The following is a 25,898-nucleotide window of genomic DNA, read 5'->3' on the forward strand; positions in this document are numbered from 1 at the left end:
AAATCCGCGGATTCCGAATGTTTGCAGAATTGCGGGAGTTGCCTAGCAGCGGAGCAATTTGTCAGTATCGTAACTCCCCCAAAACCTCAGCTATAATCCGCATTCAGATAAACTTCGTCTCTTCGGTGAAAACCACCGTCAATGATTACTTTGTCTATATTCTCTTTTGTCACCGCAATTGGTTCAAGGATTCTGGACGGTACATCATAAGTTCCGTCGTTTACAGTCTCTGTCACGCCTTCCAGCTCGGAAGGGTCTTTGCCGCTTCCGATCTCCACCGCATATTTCGCAGCTTCTCTTGCAAGATCTTCGATTGGCTTAAATGCAGTCATGTACTGCGTTCCCTCTACGATTCTCTGGCAGGCAGCCAGATCTCCATCCTGTCCCACGACAATTACATCTCCCGCCATCTGGTTCTCTGCAAGTACCTCCACGACCTGACTGGCAATGTCATCATTTCCACACATGATGCCTTTGACATGCGGATATTTCTCCAGTGCTTCTTCCATATATCCTTCCGCCAGTTCTGCCATCCAGCCTTCACAATTTGCTTCATAAACGACATTAAGATCTGAATTCTTCAGCACATCATCAAAACCTTTCTTGAGCATGTGGACATTATTGTCCGTGGAAGATCCCTGGATCATAAAAATATCTCCACCCTGAGGAATCGCATCGATCAATGCCTGTGCCATAATTTCGCCTACCTTGCGGTTATCAAAGGATATATAAAGATTCGTATTCGAGTTGTTAATCATTCTGTCATAAGAAATAACAGGGATTCCTGCATTCTGGGCTTTCTGTATCACGTCTGAAAGAGCGCCACAGTCCCTGGCAATCACCACGATCACATCCACCTGTTTGCTGATAAAATATTCAATCTGGCTGATCTGTTCTTTAGCATCTGCCCCTGCATCCTGCACATTTACGTCCGCACCCATTTCTCTGGCAGTCGCCACAAAAACGTCTCTGTCGCGAATCCATCTTTCGATGACAAAAGAATCCACTGTAAGTCCGATCTGTATCTTATCGTCTTCTTTCTTAGCAGACGCTGTCTTTTCCTGTTCACTTTGTGTTTCCTCTGTAGAAGAACCACATCCGCCTAGAATCAATGCTCCTATACCAATCAGTAGTGCCCCCAAAAATATCCTCTTTACAGCACCCTTCTTTTCTGATTTTTTCTTCTTATCTGTTATATGTCCCTTCATCAGCCTAACCTCTCTCTGAACTCACTCGGTGTCACACCCTCATATTTCTTAAAGATCCTGCTGAAATAATTCGGGTCACTATATCCGGACTGTGCACATATCTCTTTGATAGACAGCTGAGAATCCTGCAAAAGCTCTCTGGCATTTTTCAGTCGTATTTCTGTCAGATGTTCAATAAAGTTCTTGCCCGTCTCCTGCTTAAATAATTTACTGAAATAATACGGACTGATATCCACTTCTCTTGAAACATCATCCAATGAAATATCCTTGCGGAAGTTTTCATCGATATATTCTTTCGCCCTGTCTATAACACTAACTGCCTCTTTCTCCTTAGAATCCTCCATCTTTGCACCGATTTCTCTTGTTTTGTCCAGAAACCAGTTTCTCAGACTTTCCATGTTCGGGCATGCCTGGAGTTCCCTGATATATCCGCGTCTGTCATTAATATTATATTTCATGGTTCCTGCAAAGAAAGCCCTGCGTTCCGCATCCATTACCAGCTCCAGAATCTTAATCTCCACATCCTCTCTGGAAACGGCAGATTGTCCCTCCATCCATTCAAAAAATTCATTTGCACAGTTAAGAGCACCTGCTACATCCTTCTCCAGAATTCGTTTCTGATATCTGCTCTCCAAATCCCTTGGATATTCTCCCTCATATTTCTGTGCTACCGGCACATCCTCGATATGCACCACATGGCTGGTACTCTCTCTGAGCGCAACTACTGCCTCCTGGAAAGATTCCTTTACGCTGCCCAGTTCTTTGACTCTTCCGATTCCACAACGAAACATACTGTCGATTCTGTTCTCAAATTTATGTACCATGTTTCTGGCCCTTGTAACAATGGCAACTCTCTCCTCGTAATCCTCTTTCTCTTCTTCATATGGAACCAGAAGTACGATTCTGTTACCCATGATCGGACCTACCAGACATTCAAAGAAATCCTGAGCGATCTCGCGGAAAGTAGAGTAGAATTTATTTGCCCTGACACTTGCTCCTACTGCGTTGCTCAACACTCCATTCTCCAGAGAATCGCCAAATTCTACAACCATCATGTAGCCATATTTCTGCTGAATATCCAGAAGCTGTGTATAATTATCCTGATACGTGACAAAATCATCCTGCAACAGAATATTATTGATATAACCACTTTCTATCATAGGTACGACTGTCTCAAGTTTTTCTCTGATACGAAGATCATCACTTCTTTTTTGGCGCGTCTGGTCTACCTTTGCCATCATTTTTGCACAGGTCTCCAGGATTACCTTTTTATTTACAGGTTTGGTAAGAAATTCCTGTACTCCCAGACTCAGCGCCTCTTTTGCATAATTGAATTTATCATAGGCCGTTATGATCACAAAGACTGCGGAACTGTTGAACTTCTTAATTTCTTTGATTGCCTGAATGCCACTGATTCCTGGCATCTGTATATCCATGAAGCAGATATCCGGCGGATATGCCTGTGCCATCTCCACCACGACTCTGCCTGACTTTGCACAGTGAATCTCACATTCATTTCCATATTCAGATTCAATGATTTTCTTTAACGACTCCAGCATGATACCTTCATCATCTGCTAACAAAATTCTGTACATTGCTTCTCTCCCCAAAATTATATTTTCGCCATACATTCATGCAAGTATACCACCATTCTCCTATCAGACCGGTATATAAATCACAACTTCTGTACCTTTATTTTCCCCGTCACTGTTGATTTCCACAAGCCCCGGTTCTTCATAATAAAGTTCCAGCCGGCTGATTACATTGTTCATACCGATTCCGGTGGAATCGCTCTGCTCATTACAGTGCTCTTTATTTCCGGACAGAACACTTTCTATCTGCTCCGGTGTCATTCCTTTTCCATTATCTTTCACACTGATTCGGATATAATCCGCATCTCCGGTAACTGTCAGGTGGATTTTCCCCTCCCACTCAATATCCCGGATTCCATGATTTACCGCATTCTCCACGACCGGCTGTAAAATCATACTTGGGACACGTACATTCTCCAGTGATTCATCTACATCTTTGTTGAAATGAATATCCCCAGCAAACCGGACATTCAGAATGTAAATATAATTATCAACAGCTTCCAGTTCCTCTCCCAGAGTAGCATCCTCCTGTCCTTTCTTGACATTATAGCGGAAAAAGTCTGCCATTTTTTCAACGAAGATTCCTGTCTGCTCCGCATCCTCCATCATAGCAAGCTGAGCACCAGCATTCAGAGAATTAAACAGGAAATGTGGATTGATCTGTGACTGAAGATATTTTAGCTGAGCCTCTTTGAGGTGGTTTTCCATAAGAAGCTCTCTCTCCATCATCTGCTGCTCTTTCTCCATACTTGCCTTCGTTCTTGTTATATACAGATCCAGATTCTCAACCATGGTGTTAAAAGCCCTTGTTACCATTCCAAGTTCATCCTGTGCATCTGTATCATGCATTTTTACATGGAAATTTCCCTGACCTACCAGCTGTGCGGTCTCGGCCATATTTGAAAGAGGACCAAACATCTTTCTGGTCACCTGGAAAAGCAGAACCATTCCGCCTGCTACGATTCCAAGCATAATGATCGTATTGCTGACTTCCAGATAGCGCATTACCGCACGCAACACAGAATATGTATTGGAATTCTCCTGAAACATCAGATTATTCAGTTCCTCGATGGATGACTGTATGTAACCGTAAAGCTTTGTTGTCTCATCATATTTTCGCTTATACTTCTCCACATTCCTGCCTCGTTTGGCCGCAACGGTCTCGGCTGTACAATCCAGATAAGTCTCTGACATTTTTCTGATATTTCGTTCCAGCAGTTTCACAGAATCATCTATATTCTCCTCATTAAGCTTCTCAAGCTGATCTCTGTACTTCGCTTCATTTTGATAGTAGTCCAGAAGCGCCTGAGAACTTTTTACCTTAAGATAACTATACATATTATCCTGTACTTTCTCAAAAATCTGTGAAAGCTCTGTAAGCTCTGTATTGCTGGCATAAACATTATCCATCCTCTGCATAGAATTATTGATTCGTGCATAGAAGAGCATATTCATAGAAAAAAGAAGAATCGCGATCATTCCCACTTCTATAATGATCTTACTGACCAGAGAAAAATCTCTCCATCGTATCTGTTTCATTTCGGCTGTACCTCCCTTCTCATTGCACGTACTGCCTCTCTGTCCAGGAAGTTAATATCTACGTTGTAATAAGAATTCGTTCTTCCATCCTTCTGATATTCTGTAAGAGCTTCAATACTATATCTGCCAAGCTGTTCTGTATCCACGTCACAGGTAACTGAAATTACACCTTTTTCCACTGCTGTCAGAATATCATCGGAACTATAATAACCTATGATCGTAACCTTTCCCGCAAGATTAAAGTCAAGGACTGCCTGACGTGCACATTCGGTAGTATCTTCATCCATGCATACCAGAATATCCGGCACTTTATCTTTCTGCTGAAAAATATCTGTGACTGCTTCTTCTGTCTCAAAAATTCCCGTTGAAAGCAGATTCTTTCCTGTTACCTGAATACTTTGTGAGTCACCGGCTTTAGCCTGAGCTGCATTGCTGATCTGAGTATAGATCTGACTCTGATTCATATCGTCGATGTTCTTTTTCAACAGAATCAGGATACTTTCTGTATCTTTTGTCACATATTCTGCTACTTTTTCCCCATAGGCACTTCCCAGCTGATAATCACTCACACCGACGAAACTCTGGCGTTTACTGTGAACTGCGTCTCCCATGACAGTGACAACAGGAATTCCTTTCTGAACCGCTTCGTTGATCTTTGCTTCCAGCCCCTGTTCTCCATTATATTGCAGAATAATTCCATCTACGCTGGAGGCGATGCTCATGTTCATATAATCCAGCTTTGTGTAGTCATTGTCATTGCTGCTTTCCTGAAGTTCAAGAATTGCATCATTCTTCTTCGCCCATTCCTGCGCGCAGCCATAAACAGCCTGCCAGAATGAAGAGTCCGGACTATCTACGATCATGTCATATTTGTATCTGTATACTTCGCTGTTTGCTTCCTCCTGATTGCTTTTACCAGTCAGCCCTTCATAGTAGGATTCTCCCGTTATGTAAAAAACCACCAGAATGCCTGCCAACACAAGGAATATGATTAGATTTGTCTGTTTCTTTTTCATTTCATTCTCCATCAACTATCTAAGTATATTTTTCCACAGCCGGTCATATCATTACCGGTCCTGTAAAACCAAACTGTATTTATTATACAATAAATCGGTATGTTTTGCTTTCTTTTTTTCATATAATACAGTGTATTGCCTACCATTTCCTAATTATTCAATGGAGAGATTATGAAAATGATATCAAATAAAATCGCTTCTAAAATTAAATACCGATGTCTTATCCCCTTATGTGTTCTTTTACTTTTTGCGTTCTTTTTCGCTGATACAGACAGACGCATCCAAACCCTCACCACAATCGCAGGCCCCGGTATGCTTTCTCTGGTAAATCAGTCACTTACCTCTGCCGACCAGAATGCAGCCGCAGTTTCCAAATATTTTTCTCCGGAAGTCTCCAACACACTTCCATCAAAAGAAGCTCCAAGAATCGCCCTTACCTTCGATGACGGGCCAAATTCCAAGTATACGCCCCTTCTCCTGGATGGTCTGAGAGAAAGAAAAGTTCATGCATCTTTTTTTCTGATTGGGGAAAATATTGAAGGGAATGAAGATATCCTTCAGCAGATGCGGCGCGATGGTCACCTGATTGGAAATCACACCTGGGACCATGTACAACTTAATAAAATACCAACTCAGAAAGCTCGCATGGAAATTGAAAAAACAAATAATCGTATCTATGAAGCCACAGGTGTTTATCCCTCCTATGTGCGCCCTCCATTTGGTGCATGGCTCAAAGATATGGAGCTGTCTGTTACCATGCTTCCTGTTTTCTGGGATGTTGATACACTGGACTGGAAGAGCCAGAATATAGGCTCCATACTTTCTATTGTAGAAAAAGAAGTTCGTGATGGTTCCATCATTCTCATGCATGATGGCTATCAGACTTCTGTTGATGCGGCATTAAAAATCGTTGATCTGTTCTCCGAAAAAGGATATGTTTTTGTCACTGCCGACCAGCTGCTGGTTACCTGATCATGTTTACATAATCAGGTATTGTTGTTCCTGTAAAAAGGTTTGCTTTTTCCTAACTGATTCGTTATACTAACAGTAATTACATTATATGTACAAAAGGAGTAATCAAACGAATGGACAAATTATTTAACATGGACAACAAGTTCTTTACCGTCATGGGACGTGTGGCTGACCTTATCATGCTCAATGTGGTCTGCCTGATCTGTTGTCTGCCAATCGTAACCATTGGAGCGTCACTGACTGCACTCCACTATGTCACACTGAAAATGGCACGTAATGAAGAATCTTATATCATCCGAAGCTTCTTTAAATCTTTTAAACAGAACTTCAAACAGGCAACGATCATCAATCTGATCATGCTTGTTATTGCAGCTATCCTCTATATGGATTTAAATATCGTACCAAACCTTGGCGGAACTATGTCTCAGGTACTGTATATTCTTTTTATTGCTTTCGGTATTATATATCTGATGGTATTTTTGTACATCTACCCGGTACTTGCGAAATTTTATAATTCTATAAAAAACACATTCCGCAACGCATTCCTGATGTCAATCCGCCATCTTCCATATACACTCCTGATGGCAGTCATCACACTTATACCTTTTGCAGTATTTTTTGTTCCGAATGTCCGCGCCCAGTCCCTGCTGTTTATGGTTCTGATCCTGTTTGGAATTTCACTGGAAGCATTTATCAACGGACATTTTCTGGTAAAGATTTTTGATAACTATATTACAGAAGATACAGATTCCGAAAACACTGATTCACTGGATACTTTTAGTTCAGTTGAATCTGCTGCTACACCTGGAGAAAACATTTCCACAGAATCTGTAACTGCAACAACAGAAAATTCAACTACTGACACAAACAAAACTCTTACTACGGGAGATACTCACACAGTATGAGAAAGTGGGGAGAAAAGCCATATCACTCCCTGGACTATATGCTCAGGGAACGGTTTGGTGAGAAAGTTTATAAAGTTACATTAAACGGTGGCATGTCCTGCCCTAACCGCGATGGCAAAATTGGAACGAGAGGCTGTATCTTCTGCAGCGCAGGAGGCAGCGGTGATTTCGCCGCTGATGCTGCTCTTTCCATCACCGACCAGATTGAAGGTCAGATTGCTATTCTGTCACAGAAACGGCCGATTCACAAATATATCGCGTATTTTCAGGCGTATACAAACACCTATGCTCCTGTAGAATATCTGGAGAAAATTTTTACAGAAGCGATTACGCATCCAAAAGTCGTGGCTCTTTCTATCGGCACGCGTCCTGACTGTCTCAGCCCTGAGATTGTAGAACTCTTATCACGGCTTAACAGACAGAAACCGGTATGGGTGGAACTTGGTCTCCAGACAATACATGAAACAACAGCTCAGTATATCCGCCGGGGATATCCGCTTTCTGTTTTCAATGATGCTGTACAGCGCCTGCGAAAAGAAGGCATTGAAGTAATCGTCCATACAATTCTCGGACTGCCCAGAGAAAGTAATGAAGATATTCTTGCAACCATGGAATATCTGAATCAGATGGACATCCAGGGAATCAAGCTACAATTACTTCACGTGCTTCGCGGAACCGATCTGGCAGCTGATTATGAGGAAGGAATGTTTCAGACTTATGAAAGAGATGAGTATCTGTCACTGCTTATCGAATGCTTGGAGCATTTACGCCCGGATATCGTCATCCACCGTATTACCGGAGATGGTCCTAAGGATTTGCTGATCGCACCATTATGGGCAAGCCGTAAACGTGAAGTATTGAATCTCCTGCACCATCGGATGAAGGAACAACAGAGTTTTCAGGGCAGGCTATATAAAACCGCTCCAGACTCCAACAAACAGTAACTTCCGGGAAATTTTAGACAAGATATCAAATTCTCTGCAACTTTACAAAAGGAGGGAAACATGTCAACACCATTTACTATTTACAAACTGATCGTATTATATATGCTTCAGAACACTGATGATACGCTGACTAACTCACAGATTTCAGAGTTCATCCTGGATCGGGAGTATACAAACTATTTCCACCTCCAACAGGCAATCTCCGAGCTGGTGGAAGCAGAATTGATCACCATGGACACCCGTTCCAATACTTCCCATTATCGTATCACCGAAGATGGCAGAAAAACCCTCTCCTTTTTCCAGAAAGATGTCTCTCCTGAAATCAAACAGGAAGTCAGAGAATATCTGAAATCCACCGGATTCAAAGCCCAGGAACGCATCGTCACCCCGGCCGACTATTATATTACCAAGCATGGAACCTACTCCGTAAGATGTCAGCTTATTGAGAAAGGAAACTCCCTTATCGACTTAAACATCGCCGCCCCAAATCTCGAGGCCGCACAGTCGATCTGTAAGAAATGGTCTACGCACTATCAGGAAATATATGCAAAAATAATGGAGGAGCTTTTATAAAAGTTCCTCCATCTTTATAGAATTCTCATGTTATCATATAATCATTACAAGATTTATTATCTGATTTACTATAGGAGAACAAGCTATGGATTTATTTGAATATGCAAAATCAAAAACTCTGGATCAGGAGTCTCCTCTTGCTTCCAGGCTGCGCCCTACTACCCTGGATGAAGTAGTAGGCCAACAACACATTATCGGAAAAAACACCTTGCTCTACAGAGCAATAAAGGCAGACAAACTGACATCAGTTATCTTCTACGGCCCTCCGGGAACAGGCAAAACCACTCTGGCAAAAGTAATCGCCAACACCACAAGCGCTGAATTTACCCAGATCAACGCCACCGTAGCCGGCAAAAAAGATATGGAAACTGTTGTCAAAGAAGCACAGCAGAATCTCGGAATGTACGGAAAGAAAACCATCCTCTTCATCGACGAGATTCACCGTTTCAACAAAGGCCAACAGGATTATCTCCTTCCATTTGTAGAAGACGGAACCATCATTCTTATCGGCGCAACAACAGAAAATCCATACTTCGAAGTCAATGCGGCTCTTATCTCCCGCTCCATCATCTTCGAACTGAAATCTCTGGAAATTCCTGAGGTAAAAGAACTCATCCTCAGAGCCGTAAACGATAAGAAAAAAGGAATGGGAAACTATAAAGCCCAGATAGATGAAGACGCACTCGATTTCCTCGCAGACATGGCAGGCGGAGATGCCAGAAATGCTCTCAACGCCATCGAACTTGGTATCCTTACTACACCAAGAAGTGAAGACGGAATCATTCACATCACCCTTGATGTCGCTTCCCAGTGCATCCAGAAACGAGTAGTCCGCTACGACAAAAACGGAGACAATCATTACGATATCATCTCCGCTTTCATCAAAAGTATGAGGGGGTCAGACCCCGACGCTGCAGTCTATTACCTTGCCAAAATGCTCTACGCCGGAGAAGACGTCAAATTTATCGCCCGCAGAATCATGATTCTTGCCTCCGAAGACATCGGAAACGCCGACCCTCAAGCTCTCTGCGTAGCAGTAGCAGCCGCCCAGGCAGTAGAACGTGTAGGAATGCCAGAAGCCCAGATCATCCTCTCCCAGGCAGTCACCTACATGGCCTGCGCTCCAAAGAGCAATTCCGCCGTCAATGCCATCTTCGCAGCCATGGACTCCGTCAAGCGCACAAAAACCACCGTCCCGCCTCACCTCCAGGACGCACACTACGGCGGTCACGAAAAACTAGGTCATGGAATCGGCTACAAATACGCCCACGACTACCCCAACCATTACGTAGACCAACAATACCTCCCAACCGAAATCCAGGGAGAACACTTCTACAAACTATCCGAAATGGGCTACGAGAAAACCCTAAAAGAATACCAAACAAAAATCAAATCCCAATCTTAAACTAAAAAAGGGCAGCCTCCAAAGAGAGACTGCCCTTTTCATCATTTAATTCCCATAACCTCCATCTGCGCCAGAATCGCATCCACACACTTCTCAAATCCCAGTTTTCCTGAATTCAGGCACAGATCATAATTTGTCGCATCACTCCAGTCCCCGCCTGCAAATTTACGATAATAATCCTGTTTTCTCTTATCATCTTTGCGAAGGAACTTCTCAATTTCCTCATCACCACCGCTAATCTTCTCTCTGGACTTCTCAACACGGAATTCCCATGGTGCATGAATAAATACTCTCAGTGTATTCGGTCTGTCTCTGAACACATAATTCACGCATCGTCCCACGATTACGCATGGCTCCTTCTCAGCCAGATCATTCGCAACCTTTGCCTGATAATTAAAAATATTCTCATCAGAAATAAATCCCTTCTGATCCGGTGCTATCAGTGCCCCTTTATAAAGACCGGTCTTATTAAACAGTGACGCTTTTACTTTTGTCCCTTCTTCAACCTGACCAAATAACTTCACATCAATACCGCTCTCATCTGAAGCCATCTGAATGATCTCTTTACCATAAAAAGGAACTCCCAATCTCTTAGCCAACATCTGGCCAACTGTACGTCCACCGCTTCCATACTGTCTCGCAATGGTAATTACAAAATTCTCCATAAAACCCCTCCTGTTTATTCTCCAAGATAAGCCTTCTGAACAGACTCATCATGAAGAAGATCACTTGCCTTACCTTCCAGTGTAATCCTTCCGGTCTCAAGAACATAAGCTCTGTCAGCAATAGAAAGAGCCTTCTTCGCATTCTGCTCAACCAGAAGAACCGTTGTTCCACTCTCACTTACCTCTTTAATAATATCAAAGATCTCATTTACAAAGATTGGTGAAAGACCCATGGACGGCTCGTCCATCAGAATGATCTTTGGCTGACTCATCAGCGCACGTCCCATAGCGAGCATCTGCTGCTCACCACCACTTAAGGTACCTGCTGTCTGATTCTGACGTTCCTTCAAACGTGGAAAACGTTTATACACTTTCTCAATGGTCGCATCAATCTCATTTTTATCAGATCTTGTAAAAGCACCCATCTTCAGATTCTGAAGAACAGTCATATTTGCAAACACACGTCTTCCTTCCGGAACATGTGCCATACCCATTGTTACGATTTTGTGAGGCGGAACCTTTGTGATATCCTGTCCGTCATAAATAATATGTCCTGATTTTGCACGAAGAAGCCCGGTCACTGTATGCAGAGTAGTAGTCTTGCCTGCACCATTGGCACCGATCAGCGCAATAACCTCACCTTCATTTACAGAGAAAGAAACACCCTTCAATGCCTGAATCATTCCATAATAAACCTGTATGTCCTGTACTTCCAGTAATGCCATCTGTCTCTCCTCCTATTCTCCAAGATATGCCTTGATAACTTCCGGATCATGGAGCACATCTGAAGTCTTGCCCTGTCTCAGAACATGACCAAAGTTCAGCACAGTCAGTTCCTCACAGATACCTGAAACCAGCTTCATATCATGCTCGATCAGAAGAATGGTCATATCAAAGTTATCACGAACAAAACGGATGGTATCCATCAGTTCCTCAGTTTCATTAGGGTTCATACCAGCAGCCGGCTCATCCAGAAGAAGAAGCTTCGGCTTTGTTGCCAGTGCTCTAGCAATCTCCAACTTTCTCTGTTTACCATAAGGAAGGTTGGATGCAAGGATATCTGCCTCTTTGTCCAGATCAAACACCTTCAGAAGTTTCATGGCTTCCTCATTCATGGTCTTCTCAACCTTAAAGTATTTCGGAGTATGTACAATACTTGTAAAAAGGCTGTATTTATCATGATTGTGAAGTCCTGCCTTTACATTGTCCAGCACACTCATCTGATGGAACAGACGGATATTCTGGAATGTTCTGGCAATTCCCGCTTTGTTGATATCAATGGTACTCTTTCCGGTGATATCCTGTCCGTCCAGATTGATAATTCCCTCATCCGGCTTATACACACCTGTAAGAAGATTAAAGATTGTAGTCTTACCGGCACCGTTCGGACCGATCAGACCATAAAGCTGTCCTTTCTCGATGGAGACATGGAAATCATCCACTGCATGAAGACCGCCGAATGAAATATTTAAATGATTTACTTCCAGCAATGCCATAGCTTATGCCTCCTTTTTCTTAAATCTGCTTAAAAAACGCTCTCTCATCTCAATCGCCTTCGGTGCCCAGTTGATAAGCATCATAACGATCAGTACGATTGCGTAGAACAGCATACGATAATCGCTCAGTCCACGAAGAAGCTCTGGAAGGAGATTCAGAATTACTGCCGCGATGATAGAACCACGCATATTTCCGATACCGCCAAGAACGACAAATACCAGGAACATAATAGACATGTTATATCCGAAATTCTTCGGAAGTGCTGTTAAAGTTGCGAGGTTATGAGCATAAAGCACACCACCGATACCGGCCAGCGCTGCAGAAATTGCAAATGCTTTCAGTTTGTACTTTGTAATATCAATACCGATAGATTCTGCTGCGATACGGTTATCACGGATTGCCATGATTGCACGTCCGTCACGTGAATTGATCAGGTTCAGAACCACAAATAAAGTAACCAGAATCAGAACCACACCAATCGTAAATGTTGACTGTCTCGGTGTACCTGTGATACCCATAGCGCCACTGATGATCATCTTTCCGTCAGGTTCCATACCCAGAGACATCTGGTCTTTCATGGAAAAATGAATTCCGTTACTGTCGATTCCCACATAAAGAACATTGATGATATTCTTAATGATCTCACCAAATGCCAGTGTTACGATAGCAAGATAGTCACCTTTCAGACGAAGCACAGGAATACCGATCAGGAATCCGAAGATACCTGCACACACAGCTCCGATGATCAGAGCAATGAAGAAACGAAGCCCTGCATTTGTAAATGTGTCCATAGTTGCCTTTGTAAATGCTGCACTGGTGAATGCACCGATACACATAAATCCGGCATGGCCAAGACTTAACTCACCCAGGATACCAACCGTCAGGTTCAGGGAAAGTGCCAGAATAATATATACACAAAGGGGCACCAGCAGACCCTGCATCAGGTTGGAAAGCAGATTCCCTGCAATCAGTCCCTGTACGATCAGATATGCTGCAAGAACCATTCCGTATGTAATGAGATTGCTTTTTGTTGTTTTGTTTAATTTCTTCTTTTCCATGTCTGCCACCTCACACTTTCTCCTGAATGTTCTTACCAAGAATACCGGTAGGTTTCACAACCAGAACCACGATCAGAACACCGAATACAATGGCATCTGCCATCTGTGAAGAGATATATGCTTTACCAAAAATCTCCAGGATACCCAGAACAATACCACCGATAAAAGCACCCGGAATAGATCCGATACCGCCGAATACTGCCGCAACAAATGCCTTGATACCAGGCATGGCACCTGTATATGGTGTCAGGGACGGATATGCGGAACAGAGAAGCACACCTGCGATGGCTGCAAGTCCGGAACCGATTGCAAAAGTAACGGAGATTGTTTTGTTTACGTTAATACCCATCAACTGGGCAGCACCTTTATCCTCAGATACGGCAAGCATTGCCTGTCCTGTTTTTGTCTTGCTGATAAAAAGCATCAGACCTGCCATGATCAGGATACCGCCGATAATGGTTACGATGGTTACACCTGTAATCACGATAGAACCACCTGCAAGTTTCAGGGATGGAAGGCTGATCACGTTACTGAATGATTTGGTATCTGCTCCCCAGATTAGAAGGGCTACATTCTGAAGCAGGTAGCTGACACCGATGGCTGTGATCAGAACAGCCAGAGGTGAAGCTGCATTACGCAGTGGTCGATACGCAACGCCTTCGATCACAACGCCCATGAGTGTACAGATGATAATGGACAGCAGGATAGCTAAAATCGGATTTAATCCCATGCCGCTGACTGCGACATAAACTACATAAGAGCCGACCATGATAACATCTCCATGAGCAAAATTCAGCATTTTAGCGATTCCATATACCATGGTATAACCAAGGGCGATGATCGCATATACACTTCCGAGGCTGATACCACTGATAAGATATGATATAAAACTACTCATAGAAGTCTTTCCTTTCTTATATTTAAATAATTTTATTGTGTGTAAAACTGGCAGATTTGCCTTTAGCGAAATCTGTCTTGTTTATTTTGCCAAAAGTAAATCTGTCATTAACGCATTAATGTGATAACGTATTAGGCAACAGGGCTGTCTGGATAATTCAGACAGCCCCGTTGGCATACAAACCATTGTCCACTTTAGGAACAATCGCATTTTATTTCTTATGAAATCTTTTCAGTTATTCCGATTTCATTACTCCATTGCTGCGTAAGCACCATCTTTGATCTCTACAGCTTTCGGAGCTTTGTTTGGCTCACCGTCTTCTGTCCATGTGATCTCGTCACCTGTAACACCTTCCAGTGTGATCTCGGTCATGCCTTTTTCAAGTGCTGCACAGATATCTGCAACATCCATGTCTGCTTTTACATCTTCTTTTTCTGCTGCTGCTTTGATTGCGTATACTGCATCATAAGCATCTGCTGCGAACTGGTTTGGTGTGTCTTTGTAAGCATCTTTATATGCTTTTACAAAGTTCTGGGTTTTCTCATCTGTAGAATCTGCTGCAAATGGTGTAAGAAGCATCAGACCTTCTGCAAGAGATGTATCAAAGTTTTCTACACCAAGGATACCGTCCATACCATCGCATCCGAAGAATTTAGTTTCAAATCCCATGCTGTCTGCCTGTGCAAGGATCAGGGAAGCTTCTGTATAATAAATTGGAAGGAATACTAATTCAGCACCGCCGTCTTTTGCTTTCTGAAGCTGTACGGAGAAGTCTTTATTGTTATCAGCAGTGAATGCTTCAGAGGAAACGATCTCAATACCCTGATTAGCTGCTTCTGCTGTGAAGTTCTGTGTGATACCTGATGAATATACATCAGAGCTGTCATAGATAATAGCTACTTTTGTAGCAAGTTTATGCTCTCCAATGTACTGAGCCGCTGCAGTACCCTGGTTCGGGTCAGAGAAGCATACACGGAATACGTTCGGGTTAGCAACACACTCTGTTGCAGATCCGGATGGGGTGAGCTGGAACATATTGTCTGCTGCTGTTTCATTTGCTACAGCTACACAAGGTGTGGAAGTAACTGTACCAACCAGAATGTTCATTCCCCAGTCTTTTAATGCATTGTAAGCGTTCAGGGATTTCTCTGCATCGTTCTCATCATCTTCGAATTTGAACTCTACCTGATATCCATTGATTCCACCATCTTCGTTTACTTCATTGATTGCAAGTTCTGTTGCATTCTTTACAGCCTGTCCGTAGATTGCTGCTGCTCCGGTTACAGGTCCGATTCCACCGATCTTAAATGTAGCATCATCTGCAAATACAGATACAGGTGCAACTGTTGACATTACCATTGCTGCTGCCGCAGTAACACTAAGAATTTTTTTCAGGTTTTTCATAATAAAATCCTCCTTATTTTTGGCCAGCCCATTTATCCCTCTTACACCTCTGTTACAATCCGCCCCACTTTATTTCCGCAAGATCGATCATTATGTACAGGAACTGAAAATGTAACAAAAGCCAACTGGGTTCCCAGCCGGCCTTGGCTTTCACTGACGCTTTATTATGTTGATGTTTTAAATTATAACACTATACATTTTACCATGCAAGTGATATTTTATTAAAATTTAAGATTTGTTCCGTCTTGCATGGACACTTGACCGTATTGCGCATTCATTTTTTGTGCATTTTTACTCTTTTTAGTCATTTTGTCAATTTTTTTATTACTGTAACCGTACTTACCCAGATGGTATGATCTGGTTTTCCGGAAGCACAAGAAAGAATCCTGCCCGGAGGGCTTTTTTATGTTATAGGAACATTACGAAGTAATTTCCTATAACCATAAATAAAAAGGTACACATGAAAGCCTTAAGCTTCCTATGTGTACCTCTTCTGGTTTCTGATTCAGCTTATCAAATATAATTAAGCGATTGCTTTTTTAGCGATCTCAGCAAGTGCTGCAAATCCTTCTGCATCGTTTACTGCAAGTTCAGCAAGCATCTTTCTGTTGATGTCGATGTTTGCAACTTTAAGTCCGTGCATCAATTTGCTGTAGGATAATCCGTTCATTCTTGCTGCAGCGTTGATACGTGCGATCCAGAGCTGTCTGAACTGACGTTTTTTCTGCTTTCTTCCTGCATAGGAGCTAGCAAGTGCTCTCATTACAGACTGTTTAGCAACTCTATACTGTTTGGAACGGGCTCCTCTGTAACCTTTTGCCAGTTTTAATGTACGATTATGTTTCTTCTTTGCGTTTAATCCGCCTTTAATTCTTGCCATTTCTTAAATTTCCTCCTGTTCGTCTATCTCGATAAATACTTAGTTTAACCGCATTTTATAAATATGGTAATGCTTTCTTCATGCTCTTAACATTAGTAGAATCAACAACAGTAGATTTTCTCAGATTTCTTTTTCTCTTCTGAGATTTCTTTGTTAAGATATGGCTCTTATAAGCTTTATTTCTTACTAACTTTCCTGTACCTGTTTTTTTGAAACGTTTTGCTGCTGCTCTACAAGTTTTAATTTTTGGCATTGTAATTTCCTCCTTAAACTGTATCTCTATTATATTTAACGCTTTTCCGTTAAAAACATGGTCATGCTTCTGCCTTCAACCTTCGGTGCCTTCTCCACTGTTGCCACGTCTGCAAGCTGTTCTGCAAAATCATCGAGTACATGTTTGCTACTTGCCATATGTGCCATCTCTCTACCACGGAAACGTAAGGTTACCTTTACTCTGTCACCCTTGGAGAGGAACTTTCTGGCGGCGTTGACTTTCGTATTCAGGTCATTGGTATCAATGTTTGGAGAAAGTCGCACTTCTTTGACATCGATGGTCTTCTGCTTCTTCTTGGCTTCTTTTTCTTTTCTTGCAAGCTCGTAACGGTATTTACCATAATCGATAATCTTACATACCGGTGGTTTCGCCTGCGGGGCAATTTTTACCAGGTCAAGCCCTGCCTCCTGAGCTTTGAACATTGCTTCTTTCGCGGACATGATTCCAAGCTGTTCTCCGTCCGAACCGATTAAGCGTACCTCTTTGTCTCTGATCTGTTCGTTAATCATTAAATTGCTAATTGTAGTGCACCTCCATACCTGTTAGATAGATTCTAATGACTTCTCGTCGCCCTCATATTTACATAAAAAAAGCGTGGACAAAATCCACACCCAGTTATCACACCTGCTGATATCCAGATTCCCGACACAATCAGAATAAGCTCTGTGTCTTTATAAAATTCTAAATATCATAAATGCTGTGCAATATAAACCCAAGCCGCTGACTTAAATGCGCTGAGGTGAGAGTGAACTCTGCTTTGTTTTCTTACGTACTTCTATAAGATACCATGTTTCTTCTGTGTCGTCAAGTACTTTTTTATTTTTTTATTCCGAATATTTTTTTCAATCCGGGAGATTCTAATTCCTGAAAGCATATTACTGTCCGCTTCTGTTCAGTAATATAAAAGCTTTTCGGTTTTTTATTTCTATATTAAAGGAGGACTTTAAACCATGACAATTCTTAAATGTTCAGCAATCAAATGTGTCTACAACAAAGACCAGCTCTGCTCAAAAGGCAAGATTGATGTAACAGGTGAAAATGCCACAAACGCAAACGAGACAAGCTGTGGAAGTTTCCAGGAACGCAGCGGCAGCTCCATGGCAAACAGCTTTACAAACAGCTGCGGATGTGAAAAAATCCAGATTGACTGCAAAGCTCACAACTGTACCTATAACGATGACTGCAAATGTACCGCTTCCTCTATTCAGGTAGACGGCTCCAATGCCAAAGCTTCCTGCGACACGAAATGTGATACCTTCCAGTGTCATTGTGGTGCATAAAAGATAATATGAAAGGCATGTCCACATTGGACATGCCTTTTGTTATTTTCACATAATCATCTGTTAATTATCTATTTCTTAAGAAATCCGGAATCTGGATGTCTTTTTTCTGAACAGTGCTGGACGGAGTCTTAGTTGCTCCGAACGGTGTGGCATTCATAGTCGGAAGACTGAAGCTAGGCATGTTCATACTGCTTCCGGTTGTAGTTGTTGTTCCGGCTGTTGCTGTTCCTGTTGTGGAAGAAGGTCTTCTTGCACCAAAGGAAGAAGCCGTGCTTCTTTTTCCGAAAGGGGTCTGCTGAAGGTTCTCATCGTTCAGGCCTGTTGCAATTACTGTGATTCTGCAATAATCTGCAACTGTATCATCATACATAGCACCAAAGATGATATTTGCTTCCTCACCTGTAAGCTCCTGTACATAGCTTGCAGCATCGTTTGCATCCATAAGAGAAATATCTCCGGAAATGTTGATGATAACGTGTGTAGCACCCTTGATCGTTGTCTCAAGAAGTGGAGAAGATACAGCCTGCTGAACAGCTTCCATAGCCTTGTCATCTCCTCTTGCTTCACCGATACCGATATGAGCGATTCCCTTATCAGTCATAACAGTCTGAACATCTGCGAAGTCAAGGTTGATCAGTGCCGGCAGATTGATCAGGTCTGTGATACCCTGTACTGCCTGCTGAAGAACTTCGTCTGCCTTCTTCAGTGCTTCCGGCATAGTTGTTCTGCGGTCTACAACCTCTAATAATTTATCATTCGGGATAACGATTAATGTATCCACTGCTTTCTTCAGATTCTCAATGCCTGCAAGTGCATTGTTCATACGAGTTCTTGCTTCGAAACGGAAAGGCTTTGTGACAACGCCAACTGTCAGGATACCCATCTCTTTCGCTGCTGCTGCGATAACAGGTGCAGCACCTGTTCCGGTTCCGCCTCCCATACCACAGGTAACGAATACCATATCCGCACCTTCCATTAACTGTTTTACTTCCTCAATGCTCTCCTCTGCTGCCTTCTGTCCAACCTCCGGCTGCGCTCCTGCGCCAAGACCTTTGGTAATTTTCTCGCCAATCTGAAGTACAGTTGGAGCTTTGCACAGAGTTAAAGCCTGCTTATCAGTATTAACACCTACAAACTCTACTCCGCCGATGGCCTCTTCCACCATCCTGTTTACTGCATTATTACCGGCTCCACCTACACCGATCACTATGATCTTAGCAGATGATTCAGCCTCGTTTGACATGATCTCTAACAACGTACTTCCTCCTTTATTTATATCTGATATCCTTTTTCAGTGATTTATATCAAAGTTACATATAGATATATCATATATTTTTTTTGAAAATTAATCAACCACTAATTTTGTTTTTTTATACTTTTTTCACTCTTTTTCGGCAATGAAAACCTGTCCAGCCTCTGTATATGGCTGTTTTTTCCCTTTTTCCGGTTTCATCCGGCATTTTAATATGAAGTATCATCACCTGTATAATTTCCATATTCATCATAGCCGTCTGAGCTTTCCGTATCATAGCTGCTGTCATAACTACTATCATAACTGCCATTTTCATCCGCTGAGTAATCACTGCTTCCATCTCCGGAACTGTCAGAACTCTGACCATCTGAGGAACTGCCATCTCCCTCTTCAGAACTATCTCCTGACTCAGCAGCCGCTGCATCCAGAGATTCCTGTGTAGGTTTCGGTCCTACATAATTACCGGATTCGTCATATTCACCTGCTCCGGTGTAATCTCCTTCTTCGTCATAACCACCATTCCAGTTCTCAATAGCCTCATCAAGAGCAGTTTTCGGCTTAGGGCCTACATAGTTGCCGTCCTCATCATACTCGCCATCTCCGGTATAATTGCCATCTTCATCATAACCGCCATTCCAGTTCTCAGCTGTAATCTCTGTTTCTTCCTTTTCTTCCTCAAAAGTATTAGAATCCGTAGACACACTTTCCATATGAAGAATACCCTTTTTGCCCTGAATTTTAGGAAGAATCGCGATCACACGGTTCATCTTCTCTTCCAGGTCTTCGTCCTTTCCGAGATTCACCGTAATGTCACCATAGATCAGACTGATAGAATAGCTGTTATCAAACTGAATGTGATCAGGAATCATATCATTCTTCTGAAAAATCGTGGACAAAGCTACCGCTGTATTCAATACCGTATCGCCCTTGATATCCAGCTTCTCATCCATCACGATACTATTCACCTGAATTCCGTCAAAATACGGAACTGTCACATCTCTGTTCTGAGAGCCCTCTACGAAAATCCCGTTTCTGTCAAAATAAACATAACTGTCAAGGTATCGGATACATCCTACTGTTTTCTTCTCTTTGACACTGATGCAAATCGTATTACGATTTAACTGCGTAACCTTAAATCCATCCACGTATGCAATATCATCCGTATTTGTTGTGCTGTAAACCAACGGTGCAAGGACCGAGTTCGAAGCCAGCGGTCCCCGAAGCACCATACTCTTTACTTCTTCATCTGTATAATGATCTGTTCCTCTTACTTCTACAGAATCTACCTTATAATAAGAAAAGAAAACGATCAAAGCAGCAAGAATACCAACTCCTATCACTCCTGCCATTATCTTCTTTGTTTTCTTACTCATAGGAGGTCTTTTTCCATAATTACTTTTTCTCATAACTCTTCAAATCCTCTGCTGCCAGCCTGCCATATCCTGCAGCCCAAAGCCTGTAAATCTTCACAAATGTGCTCATATCCTCTGTTGATAAGCTCAGCTTCTGTGATACATGTTTCTCCCTCGGCCATAAGCGCCGCAATGATCAATGCAGCCCCGCCTCTTAAATCTCCGGCCTGTACCTGTGTTCCCGTAAGAGGTCTGCCGCCGCAAATCACAGCCTGATTACCATCTATCTTAATATCAGCACCCATTTTATTCATCTGAAAAGCGCTGCCAAATCTCTGATCAAAAATATTCTCTCTGATCGAACTTCGCCCCTGTGCCCCTGTCAGTACTGCCATTAAAGGAGCCTGAAGGTCTGTCGGAAAACCCGGATAGTTTTTCGTCTCCACAAGTGCGATTGGCTGAACTGCCCTCTTTCCATTGACCTCTAGTGTACCACCATTCGCTTGATATTGTCCACCTATTTTCTGATATACTTCCAGGAATGCCTGTAATTCCTGCTCCGGAACATTCCTAAGAGTAATCTCGCTTCTTGTCGCAGCTGCCGCACACAGATACGTCCCTGCCACGATTCTGTCAGGCGGTATGGTATAGTTTCCCGGCCCCAGTTCCCTGATCCCGGTAATCATAATTTCCTTTGTTTCCTCGCCTTTGATCAACGCTCCCATTGATCTTAAATATCTGCAAAGCCAGAAAACTTCCGGTTCTTTCGCGCAATTATGCAGCTTTGTCACACCCTGGGCCATCACTGCCGCCAGAATTGCCTGCTGCGTTGCTCCTACACTCGATTTTGTAAAATATATATCTTTTCCCTGAAATCTGCTACATTCTGCATCCAGATAAAACGTTTGCTCACTTATATCTGCGCCAAGCGTCCCGAGCGCCATAAGATGAAGATCTATCGGCCTTTTTCCGATGATACAGCCGCCAGGATAGCCTATCCGACACTTTTTATTCCTGGAAAGAACCGGTCCTAACAGAATAATTGAAGAACGCATTCTTCGTGTGTACGTCTCCGGAATCTCTGTTCCATCCGCATCAGAACAATCCAGATAAAGATCGTGGTCTTCCCACCAGGTTACTGCTCCAAGACTTTTCAGAACCTCTTCCATGCAAAAGACATCCGAAATCCTGGGACAGCCTTTCAAGACGCTTCGTCCTCTGTGCATCAGCGATGCTGCCATCATCGGAAGTGCTGCATTTTTAGAGCCCTGTATGAAAATTTCTCCGCTAAGAGAACATTTGCCCATCACATGGATCTCATCCAACCATTTCACTCCTAAAGGGCCTCTTACCTTATAGTGTATGTTCTTTCTTATTATATGTTACAGTTGCACGTTTTCTGTAATATCACTGCTACCCTTACCAGGCTGCCCCTTGATTTTCTGGCTAAACTACACCTATCATCCAACATTTTTCTATCTGTAAGGCAGCAAAAATTTCACTTATCTCAACCTCTGAGAATTACTTACACTCAAAGCAAGCCCCATCTCTCCAAGAAGAAACACGACCGAAGTTCCTCCATAACTGACAAATGGCAAAGTAATCCCGGTATTGGGAATCGTATTGGTTACCACCGCAATATTCAGGATAACCTGAATCGCCAGATGTCCCATGATACCTCCACAGATGAGCGCACCCGCCAGATCTTTTGCGCACATGGCAGTTACACCCAGACGCCAGAGCAGAATTCCAAACAGAAGAATAAGAAAGGAAGCTCCTGCAACTCCCATCTCTTCACATATGATCGAAAAGATCATATCATTCTGCGCTTCCGGAACAAAGCCCAGCTTCTGAATACTGTTTCCAAATCCCCTGCCAAAAATCCCGCCGCTTCCGATCGCATACAGTCCCTGAATCGTCTGGAATCCTTTCTCATATTTCTCAGGATTTTTCCAGATTGCCAGACGTTCCAGACGATAGCTCTCTGCCGCCAGAAAGATAGTAACAAATCCGATTCCTGCACTGCCAAGCCCGATAAACTGCATATATTTTGGATTTGATGCAAAAATCAGAATAACGCCTATTCCCAGTATGATAATGGCAGTACTCAGATTATTTGAGCCGACCAGGCCAACGATTGGAAGCAGACTAAGCATCGTCCTGCACATAAACCAGAAGCCTTCCGTTCTTTTTTTCGATCTGTCGATCTGCCATGCAAGAAACAGGATTACCGCCACCTTTGCAAACTCAGACGGCTGAAAAGACAATGGGCCCAGGTTCAGCCATCTCTTTGAGCCATTGATTTCCTGCCCGACCAGAAGTACTGCCGTAGACAAAATCATGGAAAGCAGATATGCCGCCGGCGCAATCCTGAGGAAAAAATGGTAATCCATATTAGAAACTGCATACATAGCACACAGTCCTAATGCCGTTGCAAATAATTGTTTCTTAAAATAATAGGCAGAGTCACCGAAGCGTACTCTGCCATTATATTCACTTGCACTGAACAGTACCGCAAGACCAAAGGCCGCAAGCAGTACTACCAGCACCAGCATTGTTCTGTCTTTTTTTGAAAAAACTGCCACTTTTTCAGGAGTCATCTGATTCTCCATCTATCTTCCATAGTCTTCCTGCCATTCAGCTTTTGGAATAATCCGATTTCCCATATCTGCCGGCAGATGACCATAGATTCTTTACTTATAGATATTCTACAGATTTCTCACATATTCCTTAAACATATCTCCGCGCTGCTCATAATTGTCAAACTGTCCCCAGCTTGCGCATGCAGGAGAAAGTAACACTGCATCTCCCGGCTGTGCTTTCTCGGCGCATACCTTGACTGCCTCTTTCAGATCCTCGCAAAGAATAATATCATGGAAGCCATGTTTCTCGGCAGCCGCTTTAATCTTCTCTTTTGTCTGACCGATCAGAACCAGATAGCGTACTTTTCCGTCAAAAGCTTCGATCCACTCATCATAGCTTGACTGTTTATCATATCCGCCGCCGATCAGAAGTGTCGGACGGTTCATCGCCTGAATTCCCTTGATTGCCGCATCCGGGTTTGTTCCCTTGGAATCATTGTAATATACAACGCCATTCTTCTCTGTCACATATTCGATTCTGTGAGCAACAGCTGTAAACTCACAGATACTCTTGCGGATGCTGTCCATAGAAACACCATCGTAATAAGCCATTGCAACAGCAGCCATTACATTCTCAAAGTTATGTTTGCCAAGAAGTTTCAGATCTTCTGTCTTAACTACTTCGATTTCTTTTGCTCCATCTTTGAGGATAATCTTGTTTCCATCCAGATAGATACCTTCATCCAGCTTACGTTCACTGGAGAAATATACGACTCTCGGAGTCAGATTCTCACCAAATTTACGAAGAACCTCATCCTCATAATTCAGCACACAGACATCCTCTGTCCCCTGATTCTGAGTAATCAGCTCTTTTACACGGATATACTCTTCCATTGTATGATGACGGTTCAGATGATCTTCTGTAATATTCAGGATCGCGGATACCTTTGGAGCAAACTCATCGATTGTTTCAAGCTGGAAGCTGCTGATTTCTGCCACAGTTACAGAATTCGGTTTCATTTCCAGTGCTTTGGAAGTATATGGAGTTCCGATATTTCCTACTACAAATACAGACTCACGTGCATCCTGCATAATTTTTCCAAGAAGTGCTGTAGTTGTTGTCTTACCGTTTGTACCTGTGATTGCAAGTACTTCTCCGTCTCCGACTCTGTATGCCAGCTCTACTTCTCCCCACACCAGAAGTCCCTGCTCATAGAAACTCTTTACGATTGGCAGATCTGTCGGTACTCCGGGACTTAAAACTACCAGATCAAGGCTCTCCTGTACTTCTTTCGGAAGTTCTCCCGCATATACAGTAACCGGATATGTTCCATCTGTTTTATGTACGACTGCCTCTTTATCAATCTCTGCATTTCCGTCATAAATGATCGGAGACGCTCCTACTTTTGCAAGAAGGTCAGATGCTCCGATTCCGCTTTTACCGGAACCGAATACCAGGACCTTTTTTCCCTGTAATTCCATAATAATTTTTCCTCCTTATCATCAGCACAATGCTGATTTTTCGGGTTGCTGTTACATTAATCTGTAACTGTTCAGTACTTCCACAGTTACATTACTTTTACAGTGCCAGCAGTGCGATCATGCACATAACTGCTGTAATAACTGAGAACACTGCAACCACACGTGTCTCAGACCATCCACATAACTCAAAATGATGATGGATCGGAGCCATTTTGAAGATACGCTTTCCATGTGTTGCTTTGAAGTAAGTAACCTGAATGATAACAGAAAGTACCTCAACCAGGTAGATCAGTCCAACGATCAGGATAAACAGTGGCATCTGCATTACATATGCCGTACCTGCAACAAATCCTCCAAGTGCCAGAGAACCTGTATCTCCCATGAATACTTTTGCCGGATATACATTAAACAGTAAAAATCCCATCAGACTTCCCACAACTGCGCATGTGATCGGCTCAATTCCGGATTTCATTCCGATAGAAACAACAGAAAAGAATACTGCTACGATCAAAGTTACACTGGAAGCAAGACCATCCAGACCATCTGTAAAGTTTACACCATTTACAGTACCGATTACTGCAAAGAACAGCACCGGAATTGCCAGCCATCCAAGGTTCAGAAAATGTCCACTCCAGAACGGAATTCTCATTGTCAAAGAAATATCTGTATACTTAACAATATAGAATACAAAAATCGCAGTCAGAACTACCTGAAGAGAAAATTTCTGCCATGGAAGCAGTCCGTCTGATCGTTTCAGTACTACTTTCAGGTAATCATCCAGAAAACCAATGATTCCAAATCCAAGTGTCAGAAACAGTACCGGGATAATCTTCGGATAGTCACCGACATAAAATAACGCCGTCACTGCAGTTGCGATTAGAAAGATCACACCACCCATTGTCGGTGTTCCGGCTTTCTTTAAATGGGACTGTACGCCCTCTGTTCTTTCTGTCTGTCCCATCTTCAGTTTCCTGAGAAACGGAATGATGATCGGGCCTAATACAACGCTGATTGCAAAAGAAATCAGCACAGGGATTACAACTTGAAATTCCATCTCACACCTCATTCATTCTTTCGTTTTTTCATTTTTTTCTGAAAGTGTTTTGTGCTCTTTCAG

25 protein-coding genes are annotated in these 25,898 nt (G+C 42.7%); 6 read left to right on the forward strand and 19 right to left on the reverse strand.

All coding sequences use genetic code 11. The features are described from left to right. Positions 1-86: 86 nt before the first annotated feature. The 4 genes from WKT11_RS04370 to WKT11_RS04385 form a co-directional block, all read right to left on the reverse strand. Entirely contained in the window at positions 87-1,208 is a 1,122-nt protein-coding gene (locus WKT11_RS04370) for a sugar ABC transporter substrate-binding protein (protein WP_118590474.1), read from the reverse strand. Then, entirely contained in the window at positions 1,208-2,803 is a 1,596-nt protein-coding gene (locus tag WKT11_RS04375) for a helix-turn-helix domain-containing protein (RefSeq protein ID WP_117674484.1), read from the reverse strand. The genes WKT11_RS04370 and WKT11_RS04375 overlap by 1 nt, the downstream gene beginning before the upstream one ends. A 63-nt stretch (positions 2,804-2,866) precedes the next feature. Continuing rightward, positions 2,867-4,339, reverse strand: a complete 1,473-nt coding sequence (locus WKT11_RS04380) for a sensor histidine kinase (RefSeq protein ID WP_117844120.1) — start codon at positions 4,337-4,339, stop codon at positions 2,867-2,869. Beyond that, positions 4,336-5,355 (reverse strand): sugar ABC transporter substrate-binding protein, encoded by a 1,020-nt coding sequence (locus WKT11_RS04385; protein WP_118247012.1) that lies wholly within the window; start codon positions 5,353-5,355, stop codon positions 4,336-4,338. The genes WKT11_RS04380 and WKT11_RS04385 overlap by 4 nt, the downstream gene beginning before the upstream one ends. Before the next feature lie 171 nt (positions 5,356-5,526). Here WKT11_RS04385 and WKT11_RS04390 point away from each other — a divergent pair, with 171 nt between their 5' ends. From WKT11_RS04390 to WKT11_RS04410, 5 genes are all read left to right on the forward strand, one after another. Further along, positions 5,527-6,327 (forward strand): polysaccharide deacetylase family protein, encoded by an 801-nt coding sequence (locus tag WKT11_RS04390; RefSeq protein WP_243098801.1) that lies wholly within the window; start codon positions 5,527-5,529, stop codon positions 6,325-6,327. 113 nt (positions 6,328-6,440) lie between these two features. Next, complete coding sequence (locus tag WKT11_RS04395) at positions 6,441-7,232, forward strand: YesL family protein (protein WP_117674393.1); 792 nt, start codon at positions 6,441-6,443, stop codon at positions 7,230-7,232. Next, a complete protein-coding gene (locus tag WKT11_RS04400) occupies positions 7,229-8,176 on the forward strand; it encodes a TIGR01212 family radical SAM protein (RefSeq protein ID WP_118247013.1) in 948 nt (315 codons plus the stop codon). The genes WKT11_RS04395 and WKT11_RS04400 overlap by 4 nt, the downstream gene beginning before the upstream one ends. A 60-nt stretch (positions 8,177-8,236) precedes the next feature. Then, positions 8,237-8,749, forward strand: a complete 513-nt coding sequence (locus WKT11_RS04405) for a DUF4364 family protein (RefSeq protein WP_117674391.1) — start codon at positions 8,237-8,239, stop codon at positions 8,747-8,749. Positions 8,750-8,834: 85 nt separating this feature from the next. Next, positions 8,835-10,154 carry a replication-associated recombination protein A gene (locus WKT11_RS04410; protein ID WP_118136475.1) on the forward strand — a complete coding sequence of 440 codons (1,320 nt, stop codon included), beginning with the start codon at positions 8,835-8,837 and terminating at the stop codon, positions 10,152-10,154. 41 nt (positions 10,155-10,195) lie between these two features. Here the strand turns inward: WKT11_RS04410 and WKT11_RS04415 are convergent, their stop codons facing one another. From WKT11_RS04415 to infC, 9 genes are all read right to left on the reverse strand, one after another. Continuing rightward, entirely contained in the window at positions 10,196-10,819 is a 624-nt protein-coding gene (locus WKT11_RS04415) for a cytidylate kinase-like family protein (protein ID WP_117674389.1), read from the reverse strand. Positions 10,820-10,833: 14 nt separating this feature from the next. After that, positions 10,834-11,544 (reverse strand): ABC transporter ATP-binding protein, encoded by a 711-nt coding sequence (locus tag WKT11_RS04420; RefSeq protein ID WP_020993607.1) that lies wholly within the window; start codon positions 11,542-11,544, stop codon positions 10,834-10,836. A gap of 12 nt (positions 11,545-11,556) precedes the next feature. Next, entirely contained in the window at positions 11,557-12,315 is a 759-nt protein-coding gene (locus WKT11_RS04425; protein WP_025578122.1) for an ABC transporter ATP-binding protein, read from the reverse strand. 3 nt (positions 12,316-12,318) lie between these two features. After that, the gene (locus WKT11_RS04430; RefSeq protein ID WP_117674483.1) at positions 12,319-13,374 is read right to left on the reverse strand and encodes a branched-chain amino acid ABC transporter permease; all 1,056 of its coding nucleotides are present in this window, start codon (positions 13,372-13,374) and stop codon (positions 12,319-12,321) included. Between the two features lie 10 nt (positions 13,375-13,384). Beyond that, a complete protein-coding gene (locus WKT11_RS04435) occupies positions 13,385-14,272 on the reverse strand; it encodes a branched-chain amino acid ABC transporter permease (RefSeq protein WP_117674388.1) in 888 nt (295 codons plus the stop codon). Positions 14,273-14,521: 249 nt separating this feature from the next. Then, a complete protein-coding gene (locus WKT11_RS04440; protein WP_118629289.1) occupies positions 14,522-15,676 on the reverse strand; it encodes an ABC transporter substrate-binding protein in 1,155 nt (384 codons plus the stop codon). A gap of 523 nt (positions 15,677-16,199) precedes the next feature. Next, positions 16,200-16,556 (reverse strand): 50S ribosomal protein L20, encoded by a 357-nt coding sequence (rplT, locus tag WKT11_RS04445; RefSeq protein WP_117674386.1) that lies wholly within the window; start codon positions 16,554-16,556, stop codon positions 16,200-16,202. 55 nt (positions 16,557-16,611) lie between these two features. Then, positions 16,612-16,809: a 50S ribosomal protein L35 gene (gene rpmI / locus WKT11_RS04450; RefSeq protein ID WP_019162770.1), complete on the reverse strand. Its 198-nt coding sequence runs from the start codon at positions 16,807-16,809 to the stop codon at positions 16,612-16,614. Between the two features lie 35 nt (positions 16,810-16,844). After that, the gene (gene infC / locus WKT11_RS04455) at positions 16,845-17,339 is read right to left on the reverse strand and encodes a translation initiation factor IF-3 (RefSeq protein ID WP_117844126.1); all 495 of its coding nucleotides are present in this window, start codon (positions 17,337-17,339) and stop codon (positions 16,845-16,847) included. Positions 17,340-17,780: 441 nt separating this feature from the next. Here infC and WKT11_RS04460 point away from each other — a divergent pair, with 441 nt between their 5' ends. Continuing rightward, positions 17,781-18,110 (forward strand): DUF1540 domain-containing protein, encoded by a 330-nt coding sequence (locus WKT11_RS04460; protein ID WP_117844127.1) that lies wholly within the window; start codon positions 17,781-17,783, stop codon positions 18,108-18,110. Between the two features lie 67 nt (positions 18,111-18,177). Here WKT11_RS04460 and ftsZ read toward each other — a convergent pair whose 3' ends face one another. The 6 genes from ftsZ to mraY form a co-directional block, all read right to left on the reverse strand. After that, positions 18,178-19,356 carry a cell division protein FtsZ gene (gene ftsZ / locus WKT11_RS04465; RefSeq protein ID WP_117674482.1) on the reverse strand — a complete coding sequence of 393 codons (1,179 nt, stop codon included), beginning with the start codon at positions 19,354-19,356 and terminating at the stop codon, positions 18,178-18,180. Positions 19,357-19,574: 218 nt separating this feature from the next. Then, a complete protein-coding gene (locus WKT11_RS04470) occupies positions 19,575-20,738 on the reverse strand; it encodes a cell division protein FtsQ/DivIB (RefSeq protein WP_117674481.1) in 1,164 nt (387 codons plus the stop codon). Positions 20,739-20,767: 29 nt separating this feature from the next. After that, positions 20,768-22,051, reverse strand: a complete 1,284-nt coding sequence (murA, locus tag WKT11_RS04475) for a UDP-N-acetylglucosamine 1-carboxyvinyltransferase (protein WP_242986668.1) — start codon at positions 22,049-22,051, stop codon at positions 20,768-20,770. Positions 22,052-22,219: 168 nt separating this feature from the next. Further along, positions 22,220-23,329 carry an FtsW/RodA/SpoVE family cell cycle protein gene (locus WKT11_RS04480; protein WP_243098804.1) on the reverse strand — a complete coding sequence of 370 codons (1,110 nt, stop codon included), beginning with the start codon at positions 23,327-23,329 and terminating at the stop codon, positions 22,220-22,222. Positions 23,330-23,425: 96 nt separating this feature from the next. Further along, positions 23,426-24,781 (reverse strand): UDP-N-acetylmuramoyl-L-alanine--D-glutamate ligase, encoded by a 1,356-nt coding sequence (murD, locus tag WKT11_RS04485; protein ID WP_340282851.1) that lies wholly within the window; start codon positions 24,779-24,781, stop codon positions 23,426-23,428. Positions 24,782-24,878: 97 nt separating this feature from the next. Further along, a complete protein-coding gene (gene mraY / locus WKT11_RS04490) occupies positions 24,879-25,835 on the reverse strand; it encodes a phospho-N-acetylmuramoyl-pentapeptide-transferase (protein WP_117674383.1) in 957 nt (318 codons plus the stop codon). Between the last annotated feature and the right edge of the window lie 63 nt (positions 25,836-25,898).

The organism is Blautia sp. HCN-1074, assembly GCF_037890165.1.
In the GTDB taxonomy this organism is placed as follows: domain Bacteria; phylum Bacillota; class Clostridia; order Lachnospirales; family Lachnospiraceae; genus Blautia_A.